13 protein-coding genes are annotated in these 21,443 nt (G+C 57.2%); 11 read left to right on the plus strand and 2 right to left on the minus strand.

The annotated features are described in order from the left end of the window. Window positions 1–79: 79 nt before the first annotated feature. The 11 genes from QMZ65_RS06660 to lplT all read left to right on the plus strand — a co-directional run bounded on the left by QMZ65_RS06660 (window position 80) and on the right by lplT (window position 19,774). Window positions 80–469 carry a penicillin-binding transpeptidase domain-containing protein gene (locus QMZ65_RS06660; protein WP_153012330.1) on the plus strand — a complete coding sequence of 130 codons (390 nt, stop codon included), beginning with the start codon at window positions 80–82 and terminating at the stop codon, window positions 467–469. A gap of 425 nt (window positions 470–894) precedes the next feature. Then, the gene (locus tag QMZ65_RS06665) at window positions 895–1,083 is read left to right on the plus strand and encodes a toxin-antitoxin system HicB family antitoxin (RefSeq protein ID WP_283215639.1); all 189 of its coding nucleotides are present in this window, start codon (window positions 895–897) and stop codon (window positions 1,081–1,083) included. A 199-nt stretch (window positions 1,084–1,282) separates the two neighbouring features. Next, on the plus strand, window positions 1,283–2,419 hold the full coding sequence (locus tag QMZ65_RS06670) for an efflux RND transporter periplasmic adaptor subunit (protein WP_283215640.1): 1,137 nt from the start codon (window positions 1,283–1,285) through the stop codon (window positions 2,417–2,419). A 9-nt stretch (window positions 2,420–2,428) separates the two neighbouring features. Further along, on the plus strand, window positions 2,429–5,563 hold the full coding sequence (locus tag QMZ65_RS06675) for an efflux RND transporter permease subunit (protein WP_283215641.1): 3,135 nt from the start codon (window positions 2,429–2,431) through the stop codon (window positions 5,561–5,563). Next, on the plus strand, window positions 5,553–6,953 hold the full coding sequence (locus QMZ65_RS06680) for an efflux transporter outer membrane subunit (protein ID WP_211729283.1): 1,401 nt from the start codon (window positions 5,553–5,555) through the stop codon (window positions 6,951–6,953). Before QMZ65_RS06675 ends, QMZ65_RS06680 begins: the two co-directional genes overlap by 11 nt. A 142-nt stretch (window positions 6,954–7,095) precedes the next feature. Further along, window positions 7,096–8,340 (plus strand): MdtA/MuxA family multidrug efflux RND transporter periplasmic adaptor subunit, encoded by a 1,245-nt coding sequence (locus QMZ65_RS06685; RefSeq protein WP_211729282.1) that lies wholly within the window; start codon window positions 7,096–7,098, stop codon window positions 8,338–8,340. Next, on the plus strand, window positions 8,337–11,525 hold the full coding sequence (locus tag QMZ65_RS06690; RefSeq protein ID WP_283215642.1) for an efflux RND transporter permease subunit: 3,189 nt from the start codon (window positions 8,337–8,339) through the stop codon (window positions 11,523–11,525). Before QMZ65_RS06685 ends, QMZ65_RS06690 begins: the two co-directional genes overlap by 4 nt. After that, window positions 11,525–14,626 carry an efflux RND transporter permease subunit gene (locus QMZ65_RS06695; RefSeq protein WP_283215643.1) on the plus strand — a complete coding sequence of 1,034 codons (3,102 nt, stop codon included), beginning with the start codon at window positions 11,525–11,527 and terminating at the stop codon, window positions 14,624–14,626. The genes QMZ65_RS06690 and QMZ65_RS06695 overlap by 1 nt, the downstream gene beginning before the upstream one ends. A 3-nt stretch (window positions 14,627–14,629) precedes the next feature. Continuing rightward, window positions 14,630–16,024, plus strand: coding sequence for an efflux transporter outer membrane subunit (locus QMZ65_RS06700; protein ID WP_283215644.1), 1,395 nt, complete (start codon window positions 14,630–14,632; stop codon window positions 16,022–16,024). Between the two features lie 412 nt (window positions 16,025–16,436). Further along, on the plus strand, window positions 16,437–18,587 hold the full coding sequence (gene aas / locus QMZ65_RS06705; protein WP_283215645.1) for a bifunctional acyl-ACP--phospholipid O-acyltransferase/long-chain-fatty-acid--ACP ligase: 2,151 nt from the start codon (window positions 16,437–16,439) through the stop codon (window positions 18,585–18,587). After that, a complete protein-coding gene (gene lplT, locus QMZ65_RS06710) occupies window positions 18,584–19,774 on the plus strand; it encodes a lysophospholipid transporter LplT (RefSeq protein WP_058961810.1) in 1,191 nt (396 codons plus the stop codon). Before aas ends, lplT begins: the two co-directional genes overlap by 4 nt. Window positions 19,775–19,976: 202 nt before the next feature. On the opposite strand, the gene QMZ65_RS06715 is transcribed toward lplT, so the two are convergent. Continuing rightward, window positions 19,977–21,017, minus strand: a complete 1,041-nt coding sequence (locus QMZ65_RS06715; protein WP_097117995.1) for an NADP(H)-dependent aldo-keto reductase — start codon at window positions 21,015–21,017, stop codon at window positions 19,977–19,979. 143 nt (window positions 21,018–21,160) lie between these two features. Beyond that, window positions 21,161–21,379 carry a YgdI/YgdR family lipoprotein gene (locus QMZ65_RS06720; RefSeq protein WP_034823127.1) on the minus strand — a complete coding sequence of 73 codons (219 nt, stop codon included), beginning with the start codon at window positions 21,377–21,379 and terminating at the stop codon, window positions 21,161–21,163. Between the last annotated feature and the right edge of the window lie 64 nt (window positions 21,380–21,443).

Raw genomic sequence — 21,443 nt, forward strand, 5'->3', positions numbered from 1 at the left:
CGTCACACCGCTGCAAATCGCCCGTGAATACGCCACGCTTGGTTCTTACGGCGTATATCGTCCACTGTCGATCACCAAAGTGACACCGCCGGTGTTGGGCAAGCAGGTGGCCGATCCGCAAATCGTGCAAACCGTGGTGCACATGCTGGAGAGTGACGTATTGCCTGGTGGTACCGGCGTCAAAGCCGCTGTGCCGGGTTACCGCCTGGCGACCAAAACCGGTACCGCAGAGAAAATGGGCACCAGCGGGAAGTACGATGGCGGTTACGTTAACTACACCGCCGGTATTGCTCCTGCCAGCCATCCTGAGGTGGCGCTGGTGGTGATGGTCAACCATCCGACAGCGGGCGATCACTTTGGTGGTTCGGTAGCGGCGCCGATTTTCGGCAGCATTATGGGGCCGGTGTTGAAGCATATGAACATTGCGCCTGACGCCATTTACAGCAAACCGACTTCGGATAAATCTTAGTAAAATCAGGATGTAACTGCCGTGAGGTGCTTTTCACACCTCGTTGCATTTCGCCGAACTCCGTTGCGATTTGCGGCTGTTTTCTCACACCACTTTCGGCGACGATAAAAGTCCCAGAGGTATTGATTGGTGTGAAGATCGGCTGCTGCGGCAGCAATACCTGTCTTCAGGTATTCACCCTGTTCGGTTGCACCGACCCACGCGGATGCGTGGGTTTTTTTTGCCTGAAATTCAGCACTCAGCGAACTCGCTCACACCTCTTGTCTGAGTCTTAACACTTCCCCGCCAACATAAAAATATCTTGCCGTGTAACCTGTATGTAACGCACCGCGATGCCGCATTCCATTTCGGTTCGCCAGCCCCTTGCCGTGTTGGTAGCGCGGCTTTGGGGCGTTTTTTATTGCCATTCGTTGAGGTGTGACCCGATGCCAAAAACCAAAGACCGAACGCCAAAAGGCGAGGGCCGCTCCACGGCGTTTCAGTTACGCATTCATCCGGAGTTGCATGATCAACTGCGCGAAGTCACCGAAGATGAAAACATCACGCTATCGTGCTGGTTGAAAGATTTGGCGCGTCGCGAACTGCGCCGTTGCGGGATCGAGCCGAAAGGGTAAACCTGTTGCTCTGCATGGCGGTAAAAAACCCGCAAAAAGCTAATTTTCACAGCCATTTATGGCACGAAAGGTTTACCATTTTCCTTTGGAAAATATATTTTACGCAACCTTAACAACCGCCTTATCACTCCCTCCCTACAATGATTTTTTGCATGTCATCACATCAGTGACTATCCCTCCTTTCATCCAGAGAAAAATTATGCGCCTGAAACTTCTTTCTGCCAGCGTGGTGTTTTTACTGGCAGCCTGTGACCAGGGCGGAGCAAAGCCCGCTGCATCCGCGACACCCCAGGTGGGTGTCATCGCCCTAAAATCTGAGCCCGTTACGTTGGTGACACAACTGCCTGGCCGCACCACGGCGGTCCGCACCGCACAGGTGCGCCCACAAGTCAGCGGCGTGATCCAGAAAATCCTGTTTACCGAAGGCGGCGAAGTGAAAGCAGGCCAGCCGCTCTATCAGATCGATCCGGCGACCTATAAAGCCGCTTACGACAAAGCGATGGCGACCTGGCAAAACGATGCGATGGTGGCAAAACGCTATCAGCCGCTCGCTTCTGCACACGCCATCAGCCAGCAGACTTACGACGATGCCGTTGCGGCAGAGCGTGAAGCACAGGCCGATGTGGAAACCGCTAAGGTCAATCTTGATTACACACTGGTGAAGGCGCCGATCTCCGGACATATCAGCCGTTCGCTGTATACCGCCGGTGCGCTGGTGACTAACGGCCAGACCGACTATCTCGCCACCATTACCCAACTTGATCCGATCTATGTTGATGTCAGTGAATCCTCTACCGATCTGCTGCGTCTGCGCCGAGCCTTAGCCGACGGCAAGATCGCCAAAGTGGATGACAACACGGCGGCGGTCGGACTCTCTCTGGAAGACAACAGCCAGTATGGCCAGCAGGGCAAACTGGCGTTCTCGGAAGTGAACGTCGACACCGCCACCGGCACCGTGGTGCTGCGTGCGGTGTTCCCGAACCCGCATAATGAACTGCTGCCAGGCATGTACGTACACGCCAGCTTCCCGCAGGGCATTCAGCAGCAGGGGATTCTGGTGCCGCAGGAGTCGATCATGCATGACACCAAAGGCCAGCCGTATGTGTACGTGGTGAAAAGCGATAACACCATTGAGCAGCGCAGCATTCACACCGGCGAGATGATCAAAGGTGAATGGCTGGTGACCGCCGGCCTGAGCGAAGGTGAAAACGTGGTGGTGAACAATCTGCAAAGTGTGCGTGCCGGGGCGAAAGTCACCACCACCGCCGCCAACACCCATGACACGCCATCTGCCAACGCTGTCAGTCTGTCGATGACCGACGCAGCAGCGCAATAAGGGGGCGGCATGTCGAAGTTTTTTATTGAACGTCCCATTTTTGCCTGGGTTATCGCGATTATCGTGATGCTGGTGGGCGGGATTGCGGCCATCAGTTTGCCGGTCAATCAGTATCCCAATATCTCCCCACCTGCGGTGTCGATCTCGGTGACTTATCCGGGGGCCAGCGCCGAAACCACCCAGAACACCGTGGTGCAGGTGATTGAGCAGCAGTTGAACGGGTTGGATGGCTTGCGCTATCTGGAATCCAGCAGTGCCTCGGACGGCAGTGCGCAGATCATCGCCACCTTTAACCAGGGCATCAATCCGGATATCGCCCAGGTGCAGGTACAGGACCGCGTCTCGCTGGCGGAATCGCAGTTGCCAACCGACGTGACCCAGCAAGGGATCCGCATCCGTAAGTACCAAAAGAACTTCATGATGGTCATCGGGCTGATCTCTAAAGACGGCAAGCTGAGCAACGGCGATCTCGCGGATATGCTGGTGTCGAAGCTGGAAGATCCGATCTCGCGTACGCCAGGCGTCGGTGACTTTATGGTACTGGGTTCGGAATATGCCATGCGCATCTGGCTCGATCCCGCCAAACTGTACAAGTACAACCTGATGCCGAGTGATGTCACCACCGCCATTGATAACCAGAACGTGCAGGTGTCGTCCGGTTCACTCGGCGGGTTACCGACCATTCAGGGCGCCAAAACGCAGGCCACGGTACTGGGGAAAACTCGCTTCACCACGGTGCAGCAGTTTGAAAATGTGCTGTTGAAAGTGAACAGCGATGGTTCACAGGTGCGTTTGAAAGACGTTGCCAGCGTGGCGCTCGGTCCGCAGAGCTACGGCATTGACGCCACCATGAACGGCAAGCCCGCGGCAGGTATCGCGCTGCGTCTGGCCACCGGGGCGAACGAACTGGATACCGCCAAAGCGGTGCGCCAGACCATAGCCGATCTGAAAGACTCACTGCCGGATAATGTTGAAATTCAGTATCCGTATGACACTTCGCCAGTGGTCAGCGCTTCGATTGAAGAAGTGGTGAAAACGCTGATCGAAGCGGTGGTGCTGGTGTTCTTCGTCATGCTGCTGTTCCTGCAAAACCTGCGCGCCACCCTGATTACTACCCTGGTGGTGCCGGTGGTGTTGCTCGGTACTTTCGGCATCCTGTCGGCCTTCGGTTACAGCATCAACACCCTGACCATGTTCGGTATGGTGCTGGCGATAGGGCTGTTGGTGGATGATGCCATCGTGGTGGTGGAGAACGTCGAGCGTGTGATTCACGAAGAACATCTCGATCCGAAAACCGCCACCATCAAGTCGATGCAGCAGATACAGGGCGCACTGTTTGGTATTGCGCTGGTGCTGTCAGCGGTGCTGCTGCCAATGGCGTTCTTCTCCGGCTCGACCGGGGTGATTTATCGCCAGTTCTCGATCACCATTGTGTCGGCGATGGCGCTGTCGGTGATCATGGCGCTGATCTTTACCCCTGCACTCTGTGCCACCCTGCTCAAACCTTCGGCGGCGGAGCACAAGACCACCGGTTTTGCTGGCTGGTTTAACCGTAAGTTTGATAGCGGCGCGATGCACTACACGCGCGGCGTTAACAACGTTATTTCCCGTCGCGGCCTGTTCCTGGTGATCTACCTGGTGATCGTCGGCGTGACGGGCTTTTTGTTCACGCGTGTGCCCACCACGTTCCTGCCTGTAGAAGATCAGGGCTTGATGATGGTGCAGATGACGCTGCCGGTGAACTCCTCTTCACAGCGTACGCAGCAGGTGATCAACGATCTCAATGACTACCTGCAGAAGAATGAAGCCTCAGTGGTCACCACCACCTTTGGCGTGGCGGGCTTTAACTTTGCCGGTCGCGGCCAGAGTAACGCCATGGCCTTCGTGCGCCTGAAGGATTGGGGCGATCGTACCCACAGCGGGCAAAGCGTGCAGAATCTGGCGAACCGGGTGATGGCGCATTTTGCCAACTACAAAAACGCCAAAATCTTCGCCATGGTGCCACCGGCGGTGATGGAGCTGGGTAACGCCACTGGCTTCGATCTCTATCTCCAGGATACGGGCGCGCACACCCATCAGCAGATGATGGATGCCACGCACCAGTTAATCGATCTGGCCAACAAAGATCCGCATCTGGCGCAGGTGCGCATGAACGGACTGGAAGATGAGCCGCAGTATCAGCTGGAGATCAATGACGAGAAGGCCAGCGCGCTGGGCCTGAGCATGACCGACATCAACAACACGCTGTCAGTGGCGTGGGGTTCCAGCTATATCGATCAGTTTATGTATAACGGCCGTGTGAAAGAGGTTTACCTGATGGGTAAAGCCGATTCACGCGTCACGCCATCCGATCTCGATAAATGGTACTTCCGCAACAGCAGCGGCACCATGGTGCCCTTCTCCGCCTTCGCCAGCGGCAAATGGGTTTACGGCTCGCCACACTTCGAACGCTTTAACGGCCTGACCTCTGAAGAGATCCTCGGATCGCCTGCGGCAGGGCAGAGCACCGGTGAAGCGATGAAAGCCGTGGAACAGTTGGCGAAGCAGTTGCCAAAAGGATTCCGCGTGCAGTGGTACGGCATTTCCTATGAAGAGCAGGCGTCCGGCAACCAGACTACCCAGCTGTATCTGATCTCGATTCTGGTGGTGTTCCTGTGTCTGGCCGCGCTATATGAGAGCTGGTCGATTCCGTTCTCAGTGATCATGGTGGTGCCGCTCGGCATTCTCGGGACTATTAGTGCCGTACTGCTGCGCGGCTTGCAGAACGACGTATTCTTCCAGGTGGGCTTACTCACCACGGTGGGACTGGCGGCGAAAAACGCCATTCTGATTGTGGAATTCGCCAAAGAGTTGCACGAACGGGAAGGCAAAACGCTGGTCGAGGCAGCGGTGGAAGCCGCGAGACTGCGTATCCGACCGATTATCATGACGTCGATGGCGTTTATTCTCGGCGTGCTGCCGCTGACTATCTCTAACGGCGCAGGCGCAGGTAGCCAGCACTCGATTGGTACGGCGGTAGCAGGCGGGATGATCACCGCCACCTTCCTCGCCATCTTCTTTGTTCCGATGTTCTACGTGGTGGTTTCGCAGTTCTTCGCCCGCAAGAAAAAAGCATCCGCAGAGGTGACAACGCATGAACACTAAAACTTTCCGTATGGCGCTGCTGCCGCTGGCTATGACGCTGGCGGGCTGTACGCTGGCCCCCCACTATCAGCGCCCCGCAATGCCGGTAGACGCGAAGTACGATCAGCCCACGCCGGTGGGCAACGTGGCGGATCTGCCGTGGCAGAACTTCTTCACTGACGCCACGATGCGCAATCTGATTCAGCTGTCACTCGACAACAACCGTGACCTGCGCGTCGCGGCGCTAAATGTCGAAGAGGCACAGCAGAGCGTCACGGTGCAGCGTGCGGCGTTAATGCCGTCAATCAATGCTACCGCCAGCCAGACCTCGGCGCATGAACCGGCCAACCTCTATAACACCAAGACCAGCGGTGCGGTGACCTATCACGAGTTGAACGCCGGTCTGGGCGTCACCTCGTGGGAGCTGGACTTCTTTGGTCGTTTACAGAGCTTGCGTGATGAAGCGCAGGAAACCTATCTGTCCACCGCCGCGACCGAACGCGCCACGCGCATCTCGCTGATTTCGGAGGTGGCCACCGCCTGGCTGACCTTGAGTTCGGATAACGATCTGCTGCATCTGGCGCAAAATACCGCCAAAAGTCAGCAAGAGTCGTATCGTCTGACGCAACTCAGCTACAACGGCGGGGCCAGTAGCGATCAGGATCTGGCGCAGGCAGAGAGCACGGTGCGGGCTGCGCAGGCGGATGTGGCAAGCTATACGCGTCAGGTACGTCAGGATGTGGACGCACTGCGCTTGCTGGTGGGCACCGATCTGCCCGCTACCTTGTTGTCCCACGCGACGCTGGACGTCAACTGGCAGTTCCCGGCCACGCCAGCGGGCTTGCCATCTGATCTGTTGACGCGTCGTCCGGATATCATGGCCGCAGAACATAGCCTGAAAGCGGCGAATGCCAACATTGGCGCAGCGCGCGCGGCGTTCTTCCCGAGCATCACGCTGACCGCTTCTGGGGGATCGACCAGCAGTTCGCTCGGCAGTTTGCTGGGCGGCGGAACCGGTGCCTGGTCCTTTGTGCCGTCGATCAATCTGCCGATCTTTGACGGCGGCAAAAACGAGGCTAATCTCAACATCGCGCACATCGAGAAACGCATTGAAATTGCTGACTATGAGAAAGCGATTCAAACCGCGTTCAAAGAGGTGAATGATGCGCTGGCCGGTCAGGATACCTGGCAGGATCAGCTGACAGCGCTGCAACAGGAGGTTGGTGCTAATCAACGCGATTACGACTATTCCGAAATGCGCTTTAAGCAAGGCGTAGACAATTATCTCAATGTATTAGTGGCCCAGCGATCGCTTTACAGTTCGCAGCAGTCGTTAATCAGTGCACATCTGGGCCAGTTGAGCGAGAAAATCACCTTGTATAAAGCCTTAGGAGGCGGTTGGAAGGCCTGAGTGCCTTAACGTTACCCTTACGGTTTCTCCATGGAAATTCCATGGCACTTCAGCTGATAATACAAGCAGTGATGATTTCCTTTGAAATAATCCCCTGTCAGTGCAGGGGATTTTCCTTTTTCCTGTTTATCTGAAGAGTCCGATGACAATTAATTCCCCTGGCAAATCGCGTTTCCACTGGCTGAAATGGCTACTCATTTTACTTGTTGTGTTAATCGTGGCTGGCGTGATTTGGCGCGTTGTCGGCGGCCATGGCGGTGCGCCGGGCGGCATGCCACCAGGAGGCGGAAAAGGCGGTCATCGCGGGGGCGCAGGTGGACCTCCGGGCATGGCGATGATGGGCGGCAGTGCCACGCTGGTGCACAGTGGCGTGGCCACGACGGCCAACGTGCCGGTGTATCTCAATGCGCTGGGCACGGTGATCCCCAATGCCAGCGTTACCGTGACCAGCCGCGTAGCGGGTCAACTGGAAAAAGTGTTCTTTACCGAAGGGCAAAAAGTCGAGGCTGGACAGCTGCTGGCGCAGATCGATCCACGTAGCTATCAGGCGACACTGGCGCAGTATCAGGGCGACCTTAATCAGAACCAGGCATTGCTGAAAAGCGCCGAGTTGACGCTGGCCCGCTACAAAAAACTGGCGGCCCAGGACTCGTTGTCACGCCAGGATCTCGACACGCAAACGGCCACCGTTGGGCAGTACAAAGGCGCAGTGGCAGCCGATCAGGCGCAGATCGCCAGTGCGAAGCTGGATATTGAGTATGCGCGCATCACTTCACCCGTCAGCGGCCGTGTCGGCCTGCGTTTGGTTGATCCGGGCAACATGGTGCAAACCACCGACACCACCGGCATTGTGGTGGTGACGCAGATGCAGCCCGCAGCCGTGACCTTCAGCGTGCCGCAGAGCAATATCGCGCAGCTCACCAAAGCGCTGCATAACGGGCAGAGTTTACCGGCGGTGGCTTTTGATCAGGACAATAGCACCCAGCTGGCTCAAGGCAGCGTGCAGTTCATTAGCAACCAGATCGATACCAGCACCGGCACCATCGAGCTAAAAGCCACTTTCCCGAATAAAGATGAGTCGCTGTTTGCCAATCAGTTTGTCAACCTGCGCCTGCAAACCAACATTCTGAATAACGCCACGGTGATCCCGGCGCAGGCGCTGCAACTGAGCAGCGACGGCAGCTTTGTGTTTGTGATCAATCAAGACAACACCGTGACGCGCAAAGCCGTGACCACCGGCCCGGCGTTTGGTGAAGATCAGCAGTCGATCCTAAAAGGTGTCGAGCCGGGCGAGCGTCTGGTCACCGAAGGCATCGATCGCCTGACCAACGGCAGTAAAGTCTCTCTGGCCGATGACAGCAAAACTGCCACAGCGGCCAAAAAATGAATCCGTCACGTCTGTTTATCCAGCGTCCCGTCGCCACCATCTTGCTGATGGTCGGCGTGCTGATTTCCGGGATCTTTGCCTATAAATTCCTCTCCACCTCGGCGCTGCCGCAGGTGGATTATCCGACCATTCAGGTCACCACCCTGTATCCCGGCGCCAGCCCGGATGTGATGGCATCGTCTGTGACCTCACCGCTGGAACGCCAGCTGGGGCAGATGGCCGGTTTAAGTCAGATGACCTCCACCAGCTCCGGTGGCTCCTCGATCATCACGCTAAAATTCAGCCTCGATCTGTCGCTGGATGTCGCCGAGCAGGAAGTGCAGGCGGCGATCAATGCCGCCAACAACCTGCTGCCGAGCGATCTGCCCAATCCGCCGACCTATAAAAAGGTCAACCCGGCGGATACGGCGGTGATTACGCTGGCGGCCAGCTCGGATAACCTGCCGCTGACGCAGGTGCAGGATCTGGTGAACACCCGCGTGGCGCTGAAGCTGTCGCAGATTAACGGCGTCGGCATGGTGACATTGGCAGGTGGTCATCAGCCGGCTATCCGCGTGCAGATGGACCCGAAAGCGCTGGCGGCACACAAGCTGTCGCTGGAAGACGTGAATACGTTGATCAGCAACAGCAACGTCAATGGCTCAAAAGGCGGCTTCGATGGCAAATACCATTCGGTGACCATCGATGCCAACGATCAGCTGCGCACCGCCGATGAGTACGGCAATCTGATCATCACCTATCAGAACGGTGCTGCACTGCGCCTGAAAGACATCGCGCACATCGAACAGGGGCCGGAGAACAGCTTCCAGTCGGCTTGGGCCAATAACAGCCCGGCGATTGTGATCAGCGTGCAACGCCAGCCTGGTGCCAACGTGATTCAGGTGGTGGACAGCATCAAAGCGCAGCTGCCAACCCTGCAGGCCGCGTTGCCCGATGGCGTGAAGATGAGCATCTTGTCGGATCGCACCCAAACCATCCGTGCATCCATCAGCGACGTGCAGTTTGAGCTGATGCTGTCGGTGGCGCTGGTGGTGATGGTCACCTTCCTGTTCCTGCGCAATGTGGCGGCGACGCTGATTCCAAGCGTGGCGGTGCCGCTGTCACTGATTGGCACTTTCGGCGTGATGTATCTGGCCGATTTCAGCCTGAATAACCTGTCGCTGATGGCGCTGACCATCGCCACCGGCTTCGTCATCGATGATGCGATTGTGGTAGTGGAGAACATTTCGCGTCGGCTGGAAGAGGGCGAAACGCCGATGCAGGCGGCGCTGAAAGGCTCGCAGCAGATCGGCTTCACCATCATCTCGCTGACCTTCTCGCTGATTGCAGTACTGATCCCGCTACTGTTTATGGGCGATGTGGTAGGGCGCTTGTTCCGCGAGTTCGCCATTACGCTGGCGGTGTCGATTCTGGTGTCGATGGTGGTGTCACTGACGCTGACGCCAATGCTGTGCGCCTATCTGTTGCAGCATATTCCGGAAGAGAAGCAGTCTCGTTTTTCGCGTAAGGGCGGACAAATATTCGATAAGTTGGTGAACGGTTACGACCGCTTGCTGACGGTGGTGCTGAATCATCAGAAACTGACGCTGCTGGTGGCGCTGGCGACCTTTGCGCTGACAGCGCTGCTGTATATCGCCATCCCGAAAGGTTTCTTCCCGACGCAGGATACCGGACTGATTCAGGGTGTCACCGTGGCGTCGCAGGATGTGTCGTTTAGCGAGATGTCGAAGCGTCAGCAGGCGCTGGCGAAAGTGATTCTCCAGAACCCGTCGGTGGATAGCCTCTCTTCCACCATCGGGATTGACGGCAGCAACACCAGCCTCAACAGTGGCCGTATCCAAATCAACCTGAAGTCGTTTGATGAGCGCGATGACAAAGCCGATGTGGTGATCAAGCAGCTGCAGCAGGCGGCGGAGCAGGTGGCGGGCATTCAGCTCTATCTGCAACCGGCGCAGGATTTGACGGTCAACGATCAGGTCACGCCGAGCCAGTATCAGTTCACGCTGGATGACGCAGACAGTGAAAACCTGGTGAGCTGGACGCCGAAGATGGTGGCGGCCTTGCAGCAGCGCCCGGAATTTAACGGCGTGGTGAGTAACCTGCAGGATCAGGGCCGTGTCGCCTATGTCGAACTGAACCGCGACAAAGCCGCGCGCTACGGCATTACCGCCTCGGATGTGGATACGGCGCTTTACAACAGCTTCGGTCAGCGTCTGGTTTCCACCATCTTTACCCAGGCTAACCAGTATCGCGTAGTGCTGGAAGTGGCACCGCAGTATCAGCAGTCTCCGGCGTCGTTTGATGATGTTTATCTGCCGGTGAGCAGCAGTTCCAGCACATCAACCAGCAGCAGTTCGAGCAGCACATCCAGCAGCAGCTCAACCACCAGTTCCGACAGCGACACCACCACCACGGGCATGGTGAAACTGACCTCAATTGCCACCATTCACCAGCGCACCGGTTCACTGATGCATATGCGTCTGAATCAGTTCCCGGCGGTGATGGTGTCGTTCAATCTCAACAGCGGTTATTCGCTGGAGGATGGGCAGAAGGCGATTGCCGAAGTGACGCAGCAGCTGGATCTGCCATCCAGCATTACGCTGCGCTATCAGGGGGAAACCTCGGCATTCCAGAGCGCGACCGGTAACACGCTGTGGCTGATTCTGGCCGCACTGATCACCATGTATGTGGTGTTGGGCATCCTGTACGAGAGCTTTATTCATCCGGTGACGATTCTCTCGACGCTGCCATCAGCGGCGGTGGGTGCGCTGTTGACGTTATTACTGGCGGGCAGTGAGTTCAGCTTGATTGCGCTGATCGGGGTGATATTGCTGATCGGCATCGTGAAGAAGAACGCGATTATGATGATCGACTTCGCGCTGGAGGCCGAAAACAAGCAGGGCATGAGTGCGCGTGATGCGATTCATCAGGCCTGCTTGCTGCGCTTCCGTCCGATCCTGATGACCACCATGGCGGCATTGCTCGGTGCACTGCCGCTGATGCTGGCCTCAGGATCCGGCGCCGAACTGCGTCAACCGCTTGGTCTGGTAATTGTCGGGGGGTTGATTGTCAGCCAGGTGCTGACGCTGTTCTCCACGCCGGTGATTTATCTGTGGTTCGATGGCATTGCGCAGCGCGGCAAGCGCTATATGCAGCGTAAACAGCAGCAGGCGCGGAGCGAGTAATGAACCTCACCAGACTGTTTATCTTCCGTCCGGTCACCACGTTGCTATTAACGTTGTCGATCATGCTGCTCGGTTTGCTGGGTTATCGGCTGTTGCCGGTGGCTCCTCTGCCGCAGGTGGATTTCCCGACCATTATGGTCAGCGCCAGCTTAGCCGGTGCCAGCCCGGAGACCATGGCGGCCACGGTGGCGACGCCGCTGGAGCGCTCGCTGGGGCAGATCGCGGGCGTTACCGAAATGACTTCGACCAGTTCGCAGGGCTCCACCAGCGTGATTTTGCAGTTTGATCTCGACCGCGACATCAACGGCGCGGCGCGCGATGTGCAGGCGGCGATCAACGCCGCGCGCAGTCTGCTGCCGAGCGCGATGGAATCACTGCCGACCTATCGCAAAGCTAACCCGTCCGATGCACCGATTGTGATGCTGGCGTTGACCTCCGCCACGCGCACGCCGGGTGAGCTCTACGACCTGGCCGAGAGCAAAATTGAGCAGGCGATGGGGCAGGTCAAGGGCGTGGGCGAAGTGTCACTAATGGGCAGCGCCTTGCCCGCCGTGCGTATCGATCTGCAACCGCTCAAGCTGGCGCAATACGGCATCTTGCTGGACACGGTGCGTGAAGCCATCGCCAACAGCACCACCAACAAACCCAAAGGCATTCTGCAGGGTAGCCAGCAATCATGGGTGGTGGACAGCAACGGTCAGTTAGATAAAGCGGCGCAGTATCAGGATCTGATCGTCAGCTATAAAGACGGCAAAGCGGTACGTCTGCACGATGTCGCCACCGTCTACGATTCGGTGGAAGATCAGTACCAGGCCGGTTTCCTTAACTCGCAGCCGTCGGTGATGGTGGGCATTAAGCGCCAGGCCGGCGCCAATATGCTCGACACCATTGATGCCATCAAAGCGCAGTTGCCAGCGCTGGAAAAAGATCTGCCCGCAGATACCCAGCTGAAGGTGGTGGTGGACCGTTCGCCGACGGTGCGTGAATCTTTGTATGACACCGAAGAGACGCTGCTGATCGCCATGCTGTTGGTAATCGCGGTGGTGTTTGTGTTCCTGCGTAACGTGCAGGCGGTGGTGATCCCGGCGCTGGCACTGCCGGTGTCGTTGATTGGCACCTGTGCAGTGATGTATCTGCTGGGCTACAGCCTCGATAACCTTTCGCTGATGGCACTGATCATCGCCACCGGATTTGTCGTCGATGATGCCATCGTGGTGCTGGAGAACATCACGCGCCATATCGAAGAAGGTTTGAGTCCGCTGCGGGCGGCGCTAAAAGGCGCGCAGGAAGTGAGTTTCACTGTGCTGTCGATGACCATGTCGCTGGTGGCGGTGTTTATCCCCATCCTGCTGATGGGCAGTATTGTCGGTCGTCTGTTCCGCGAGTTTGCGGTGACGCTCACCGTCTCGCTGTTGATCTCGATGTTTGTCTCGCTGAGCCTGACGCCGATGCTGTGCGCGCGTCTGCTGAAGCCAAAACCGAAAGTCAGCAAGCGCCCGCATCCGCTATATCAGTTTATCGAAAACCAGCTGAATGCTTTGCTGGCAGCCTACTCGCGTGGTCTGGCGTGGGTGATGGCGCACCAGAAGATCACCATGTTCAGCCTGGTGCTGACGGTGTTGCTCAACCTGTTTCTGTTCACCGTGGTGCAGAAGGGCTTCTTCCCCAATCAGGATACCGGCCTGCTGATGGGCGCACTGCGCGCCGATCAAAACATCTCGTTCCAGGCGATGAAGCCGAAGATGCTGGAGTTCACCAAGATCATCCAGTCCGATCCCGCAGTGGACAGCGTGATGTCGTCGATGGGTAGCGGCATGTTTGGCTCGCGCAATAGCGCCAACTTCTTTGTGCGTCTTAAAGACTTTAGCGATCGCGATGCCACGGCCACCGAAGTCGCCAATCGACTGAGCCTGAAGACCAGCCATATCGCCGGGGCGCAGATGTTCCTGATGGCGGCGCAGGATCTGCATATCGGTGGGCGCAGTGCCAATGCTACCTATCAATACAGCTTGCAGGCCGACGATCTGGATGTGCTGCGCGAGTGGACGCCGAAAGTGCAGGCCGCGCTGGCGGCGATCCCACAGCTCAACAGCGTGGACTCCGATTCGCAAACCGGCGGCCAGGAAGTGGTGATCAATATCGATCGCGACCGCGCGCAACGCCTCGGCGTGAATGTGCAGATGCTGGATACCATGCTGAACAACGCCTTTAGCCAGCGCCAGGTGGCGACGCTGTATCACACGCTGAATCAGTATCATGTGGTGATGTCGTTGCAGGACAGCTACACGCGCGATCCGGAGATTTTGAAAGAACTATATGTGATCAACGACAGCGGCGATCGTGTGCCGCTCTCCGCTTTCGCCAGCTTCAAAGGCGGTAACGCGCCGCTGTCGGTGGCGCATCAGGGGCAGTCGGCCACCAGCACCGTTGCCTTTAACCTGAATGATGGTGTGTCACTGGAGCAGGCGCAGGCGCTGATTAAACAGGCGATGGCGCAGCTCGGCCTGCCGTCCACCATTCAGGCCGGATTTGCCGGCACCGCAGCTGCCTTTGCGCAGCTGACCGCCACCATGCCGTGGCTGATTATTGCCGCGCTGGCGGCGGTGTATATCGTGCTGGGCGTGCTGTATGAGAGCTACATCCATCCCATCACCATTCTTTCGACGCTGCCATCGGCGGGGGTTGGCGCGCTGCTGCTGCTGCTGCTCACCAATACCCAACTGACGGTGATTGCCCTGATCGGCATCATTCTGCTAATCGGCATCGTGAAGAAGAACGCCATCATGATGATCGACTTTGCAATCCACGCTGAGCGCACGCAAGGCATGTCGCCGAAACAGGCGATTACGCAGGCCTGTTTAATGCGCTTCCGTCCGATCATGATGACCACGCTGGCAGCCTTCTTTGGTGCTTTGCCGCTGGCATTAGGCAGCGGCGGTGATGCGGATTTACGCAGCCCGCTCGGCATCGCGATTGCCGGCGGTCTGGCACTCAGCCAGCTGTTAACCCTGTTTACCACGCCGGTTGTTTATCTCTGGCTCGATATTTTAAGCCGCGCCACCAAACGTCAGTGGCAGCGCATGCGTCATGTGGAATCCTGATCGATGAAAAATGTTCTGAAATTTACCCCGATGGTAGTGGCACTGTTGCTGGCGGGTTGTGCGGTGGGGCCGGATTATCAGCGCCCCACCATGGCGATGCCGACGCATTTTAAAGAAGCCAAAGGCTGGCAGCAGGCCACGCCGCAGGATGAGCAGAGTAAAGGTGACTGGTGGTCGGTGTATCACGATGCCACGCTGGATAGCCTGTTGCGTCAGGTGAGCATCTCCAACCAAAACGTGGCGAGCTATGCCGCGCAGTACCGTGAAGCGCAGGCGCTGACCTCGCAGTCACGCGCGGCACTGTTCCCGTCGGTAAGCTACGACGCCAGCAGTACGCGCAGCGGTAGTCGCGCCAGCACCACCGGGCAGCGCAGCGTCAGCAACGCGCATGCCGCCGATCTCAGCGCCAGCTGGGAGCTGGATTTGTGGGGCAAACTGCGCCGTACGCTGGAAGAGAACAAAGCCAGCGCGCAGGCGAGTAAGGCCGAACTGGCGAATATCACCCTAAGTGCCCAATCGGAGCTGGCGCAGGATTACTTCCAGCTGCGCATCCTCGACGAAAAAATTGCTCTGTATCAGCGCAGTATCGATGCCTATCAGCGCTATTTAACGGTGATTCAGAACAAGTACTCGGCGGGCAGCGAATCACGCGCCACGCTGGCACAGGCGCAGATGCAGCTGGAGAGCGCGCGCGCCTCAGCACAGGATTATCAGTGGCAGCGCGCGCAGTCGGAACACGCCATTGCGCTGTTGCTGGGCCGTGCACCGGCTGATTTCTCGCTGCCAGTGGCGAAGCTGGATGCCACGCTGCCAGCCATCCCTAACAGCCTGCCTTCTGCGTTGTTGCAGCGTCGTCCGGATATTGCTTATGCCGAACGTAACGTGGCAGCGGCCAATGCGGCGGTGGGCGTAGCGATTGCCGGTTACTATCCCGATCTGACGTTAAGTGCCACGGGCGGCGTGAGCTCATCGGCCATCAACAGTCTGTTCTCACTGCCAAATCGCGTCTGGTCATTAGGGCCGGAGTTAAGCGGCACGCTGCTGGACTTCGGTGCCACCTCAGCCAAAGTGGAGCAGGCCCGCGCCGCCTATGACGCCAGCGTGGCGGATTATCGCCAGTCGGTGCTGACGGCGATGGGTGAAGTAGAAGATTATCTGGTGCAGCTGAATACGCTGAAGGGTGAGATAGCTTCACAGCAGCTGGCGACCAGCGCTGCACAGGAGTCAGCACGCGTGACGCGTAATCAGTATGATGCCGGGATGATTGATTACCTTGATGTGGCGACCACAGAAAACAGCAGTCTGAGCGAGCAGCAGAGCTTACTGTCATTGCAGAGCACCCAGTGGGTGAGCAGCGTTGAGTTGATCGCTGCGCTAGGCGGTGGTTGGCAGGGATAAGTGTTATTCGTTCTGGCAGGGATGAGTTTTAGCAGCATAGATGAAGGTTGTCTGGCAGTTTAGAACAGCTGAGTTTGATTCTGTTGTGGGCTTTTTTGGCGCGCGGATGGGCCATAGCCCCTCTGCGCCAGCACCTGCTAATCATCCCAGCCTGCGTCAGCACCTGTTTATCATCCCAGTCTACCCAGCCTTGTTTCCCCCTCAGACTGCGCATCACCAGCTACGCCAGTGCAGCCCAGTCTGCATTAGCACTGAGCAGCATTTCACAATAAACAGCACCCCAACGGCACATTTTTACAGATTACACACCACACCCACCTCAATTCCTCACCATAAATCACCGCGCCACTTGTCGAAAATCGCCAGATCCTGCAAGGTAAGCGCCATATTTTAACGCTGCTAAGGAGCTGGCATGCTATTCACTGTTCTGCGATTCCTGTTTCGCCTGTTATGGCGGGTGGACCTGCGTGGCGATCTCACCGCACTGCACAAAGAAAAAGTGCTGATCACCCCTAACCATATGTCATTCCTTGATGGCATTTTGGTGGCGCTGTTTTTGCCGATTAAACCGGTGTTCGCCGTCTACTCCTCGATCAGCGATCAGTGGTTTATGCGGCTCCTGAAGCCGATTATCGACTTCGTGCCGCTCGATCCCACTAAACCGATGTCGATCAAACATCTGGTGCGCATGATCAATGAGGGGCGTCCGGTGGTGATCTTCCCGGAAGGACGTATCACCGTGACCGGATCGCTGATGAAAATCTACAGCGGGGCGGGCTTTGTCGCGGCGAAATCGGGTGCGACCGTGGTGCCCATGCGCATTGAAGGCGCGGAGTACACGCCGTTTGGTCGTCTGGCGGGCGTATTCAAACGCCGCCTGTTCCCGCGCATCACATTAAGCGTCTTACCCGCTACCGTCATTCCGATGCCGGAAGCCAAACGCGCGCGCGATCGTCGCATACTGGCGGGTGAGCACTTACATCATGTGATGATGGAAGCGCGCATGGCGGTGCGTCCACGAGAAACGCTCTTTGAAGCGTTCCTTAATGCACGCCAGCGTTATGGCCTGACTAAACCCTGCATCAAAGACATCAACTTCAAGCCGGACAGCTACACCGGGCTGCTGAAAAAATCGCTCGGCGTCGGCCGTATTCTTGAGCGCTACAGCCAGCAGGGGGAATACGTTGGTCTGCTACTGCCCAATGCCACCGTCACGGCGGCGGCGATCCTCGGGGCGTCACTGCGCGGGCGTATCCCGGCGATGCTCAACTACACCGCGGGCGTCAACGGCATGCGTGCAGCGCTCACCGCTTCACAGGTCAAAACCGTGTTCACCTCGCGCCAGTTCCTTGAGAAAGGCAACCTGGAGCACCTGCCGCAGGGCTTAACGGAAGTCCAGTGGATCTACCTCGAAGACCTGAAAGATACCGTCACACTGAAAGACAAGTTGTGGATTCTGGCTCACCTGCTGATGCCGCGTCGCGCACAGGTCAGGCAGCAGCCGGAAGATGCCGCGATGGTGCTGTTCACTTCGGGTTCGGAAGGCAATCCCAAAGGCGTGGTGCACTCGCACAAAAGCCTGCTGGCTAACGTTGAACAGATTCGCACCGTGGCGGATTTCACCCCGCGCGATCGCTTTATGTCGGCGCTGCCGCTGTTCCATGCTTTCGGCCTCACGGTGGGCTTGTTTACGCCGCTGCTGACCGGCGCGCAGGTGTTCCTCTATCCGAGCCCGCTGCATTACCGCATCGTGCCCGAACTGGTGTATGACCGTAACTGCACCGTGCTGTTTGGGACGTCGACTTTCCTCGGCAACTATGCGCGCTTTGCCAATCCGTATGATTTTGCACGCCTGCGCTATGTGGTAGCGGGTGCAGAGAAGTTGCAGGAAGGCACGCGCCAAATCTACGCCGAGAAGTACGGCATTCGTATTCTTGAAGGCTACGGCGTCACCGAGTGTGCACCAGTGGTGGCAATCAACGTGCCGATGGCCGCGAAACCTCACACCGTGGGTCGTATTCTGCCCGGCATGGATTCACGTTTGATCTCCGTGCCGGGTATTGAGCAGGGCGGTCGTCTGCAACTGCGTGGTCCGAACATCATGAACGGTTATCTGCGCGTCGAGAATCCTGGCGTGCTGGAGAAGCCAGTAGCCGATAACGGTGAAGGCGAGATGGAAGCCGGTTGGTACGATACCGGCGACATTGTTAGCTTCGATGAAGGTGGCTTCTGTCAGATTCAGGGCCGTGCCAAACGCTTCGCCAAAATTGCCGGTGAGATGGTGTCACTGGAAAGCGTCGAACAGATCGCTTTGAAAGCCTCGGGCGAGAAGCAGCATGCCGCGTCACTGCGCCCTGACGGTCATCGCGGTGAAGCCTTAGTGTTGTTCACTACTGACGGCGAACTGGGGCGTGAGCAACTGCTTAAAGCCGCCCGCGATATCGGTGCGCCAGAACTGGCTGTGCCGCGTGACATTCGCTTTATGAAACAGCTGCCGCTGCTGGGTAGCGGTAAACCAGACTACGTCAGCCTGAAACAGCTGGCCGAAGAGGATCAAGCATGAGTCAGGCGGTTAATCCCGATTCACCGTTACTGTCACGCAATATGATGGCGGTGATTGTGGCGCAGTTTTTCTCCGCGTTTGGCGACAATGCGCTGCTGTTTGCCACGCTGGCGGTGCTGAAAAGTCAGCTCTATCCCGACTGGAGCCAGCCGATTCTGCAGATGATGTTTGTGGCCACTTACATTCTTCTGGCACCGTTTGTCGGGCAGATGGCTGACAGCTTTGCTAAAGGCCGGGTGATGATGTTCGCCAACAGCCTCAAGCTGCTGGGTGCACTGGTTATCTGTTTTGGCTTCAATCCATTCCTTGGCTATACGCTGGTGGGTATTGGTGCGGCATCCTACTCGCCTGCTAAGTACGGCATCCTCACCGAGATCACCAGCGGTGAACGACTGGTGAAGGCCAACGGTCTGATGGAGTCCTCTACCATTGCTGCCATCCTGTTGGGTTCAGTGGCGGGCGGTATTCTGGCGGACTGGAATCTGCTGGCCGCGCTGATTGTGTGTGCACTCACTTACGCGTTGGCAGTGGTGGCGAATATCTTTATTCCTAAGCTGTTGGCGGCACGACCGGGTCAGAGCTGGCAGTTTGGTGCCATGTTCCGCAGTTTCAAAGAATCCGCTTTGCTGTTGTGGCGTAACGGCGAGACGCGTTTTTCCCTGCTCGGCACCAGCATGTTCTGGGGCGCAGGCGTGACGCTGCGTTTCCTGCTGGTGCTTTGGGTGCCCGTCGCGCTCGGTATCACCGACAATAAAACGCCCACCACGTTAAATGCCATGGTGGCGATCGGGATTGTGATTGGCGCTGCCGCGGCGGCGAAACTGGTGACGCTGCAAACCGTGCGCCGCTGCATGCCCGCCGGGATATTGATTGGTGTGATGGTGGTGGTGTTCTCACTGCAAACCAGCTTGCTGAATGCCTATCTGGTACTGATGGTGTTGGGTGCGCTCGGTGGCTTCTTCGTGGTGCCGCTTAATGCGCTGTTGCAGGAGCGCGGCAAAGAGTCGGTGGGCGCGGGTAATGCGATTGCCGTGCAGAACTTCGGTGAAAACATAGCGATGTTGGTGATGCTGGCGCTGTACACCATCGCTGTTAAGTTGGGTGCACCTGCAGTGGCAACCGGTATCGGGTTCGGTGGGATTTTTGCTGTGGCGATTGCGTTGCTGTGGTGGAAATCGCGCCGTTAAGGCGGTGCGTTGAAAAACCAGGTCGCCAGCAATGGCGACCATAGATCCGAAATGCGCGCATTCGGTTGCACACAATCAAAAACCGCGTCATACGCCTGTAGGGTGTGCATCCAGGCACATCGGGCCAAAGTCTTAGCCACCAGGCCATCAATGCTGCAGGTCGTTGCGACGCAAACCGTTGCGCCGCAACGATGGCATCCCGTTAGGGTGCCGGGTAAGTATACTGACGATGAATCGCTTCCAGTTCCTCTAACACATCGGCATTCAGCGTCAGGTTGAAACTCTCCACGTTAATCTTCAGCTGTTCCAGCGTCGTCGCGCCCAGCAGGGTACTGGCGACAAATGGCTGCTGACGCACGTAAGCCAGTGCCATCTGTGACGGATCCAGGTTGTGCTTCTTCGCCAAATCCACGTAAGCGGCAATCGCCTGATTCGACTGCTCACCGCTGTAGCGGGTGAAGCGGCTGAACAGCGTATTACGCGCACCGGCGGGTTTCGCACCATTCAGATATTTGCCGCTCAAAGTACCAAACGCCAGGCTTGAATAGGCCAGCAGTTCAACGCCTTCGTGCTGGCTGATTTCCGCCAGGCCAACTTCAAAGCTGCGGTTCAGCAGGCTGTACGGGTTCTGAATGGTCACAATACGCGGCAACTCGTGCTTCTCAGCCAGCTGCAGATAGCGCATCACGCCCCATGCGGTTTCGTTAGACACGCCGATGTAGCGAATCTTACCTGCGCGCACCTGCTCATTCAGGGCTTCCAGCGTTTCCAGCAGCGTCACGTTGGCGGTGGTTTCGCTGTACTGGTAGCCCAGTTTGCCGAAGTAGTTGGTTTGACGTTGCGGCCAGTGCAGCTGGTAGAGATCGAGATAGTCGGTGTTCAGACGCTTCAGGCTGGCATCCAGCGCTTCGCGAATGTTTTTGCGATCCAGTGCCTGGTTAGGGCGAATCGACGCATCTGCGCCGCGCACCGGACCGGCAATTTTGCTGGCCAGAATGATCTTGTCACGGCTGCCGCGCTTCTTCAGCCAGCTGCCAATGTACTGTTCGGTTAATCCCTGGGTTTCCGGGCGTGGCGGCACCGGATACATTTCAGCGGTATCAATCAGGTTGATGCCACTGCTCATCGCGTAATCGAGTTGCGCGTGGGCGTCGGCTTCGCTGTTTTGCTCACCAAACGTCATGGTTCCTAACCCCAGTTGGCTGACTTCCAGCGTACTGTGGGGGATGCGGTGATAATGCATTGCCGGCTTCCTTTTTTCATTATGAAAGGGAATGTTGTGTCCTCTGGGACTATATCCTGTGAAGCGGCGCGGAAGGAAGGGGGGAAAGTTCGGGAAATCGCCTGCACTGGGGAAAAAATCGTGCAGGCAATCGAATTTGGCACTTAACGCTCAATGATGGTGGAGACCTCGTCACCATTGATCTGCATCACATGACCTTGATCGTCAGTGTACTGCACCAAACCTGTCTCTTTATCGATGGACGGTTTGCCATCAGTTTTAATCATACGGCCATCTTTGGTCGCCATCACGTAATCACTACTGCAACCACTCAACGTCAGCGCGACCAGCATAATACCCACGACACTCACCAACCCTTTCATTCTTATCTCCCTCAACCTACTTCAACTGCAAAAGTGTAGTAATAAATGCTTTCGCTGGCTGACG

Source organism: Pantoea sp. EABMAA-21 (assembly GCF_030053335.1).
GTDB classification, from domain to species: Bacteria; Pseudomonadota; Gammaproteobacteria; order Enterobacterales; family Enterobacteriaceae; genus Pantoea; species Pantoea communis.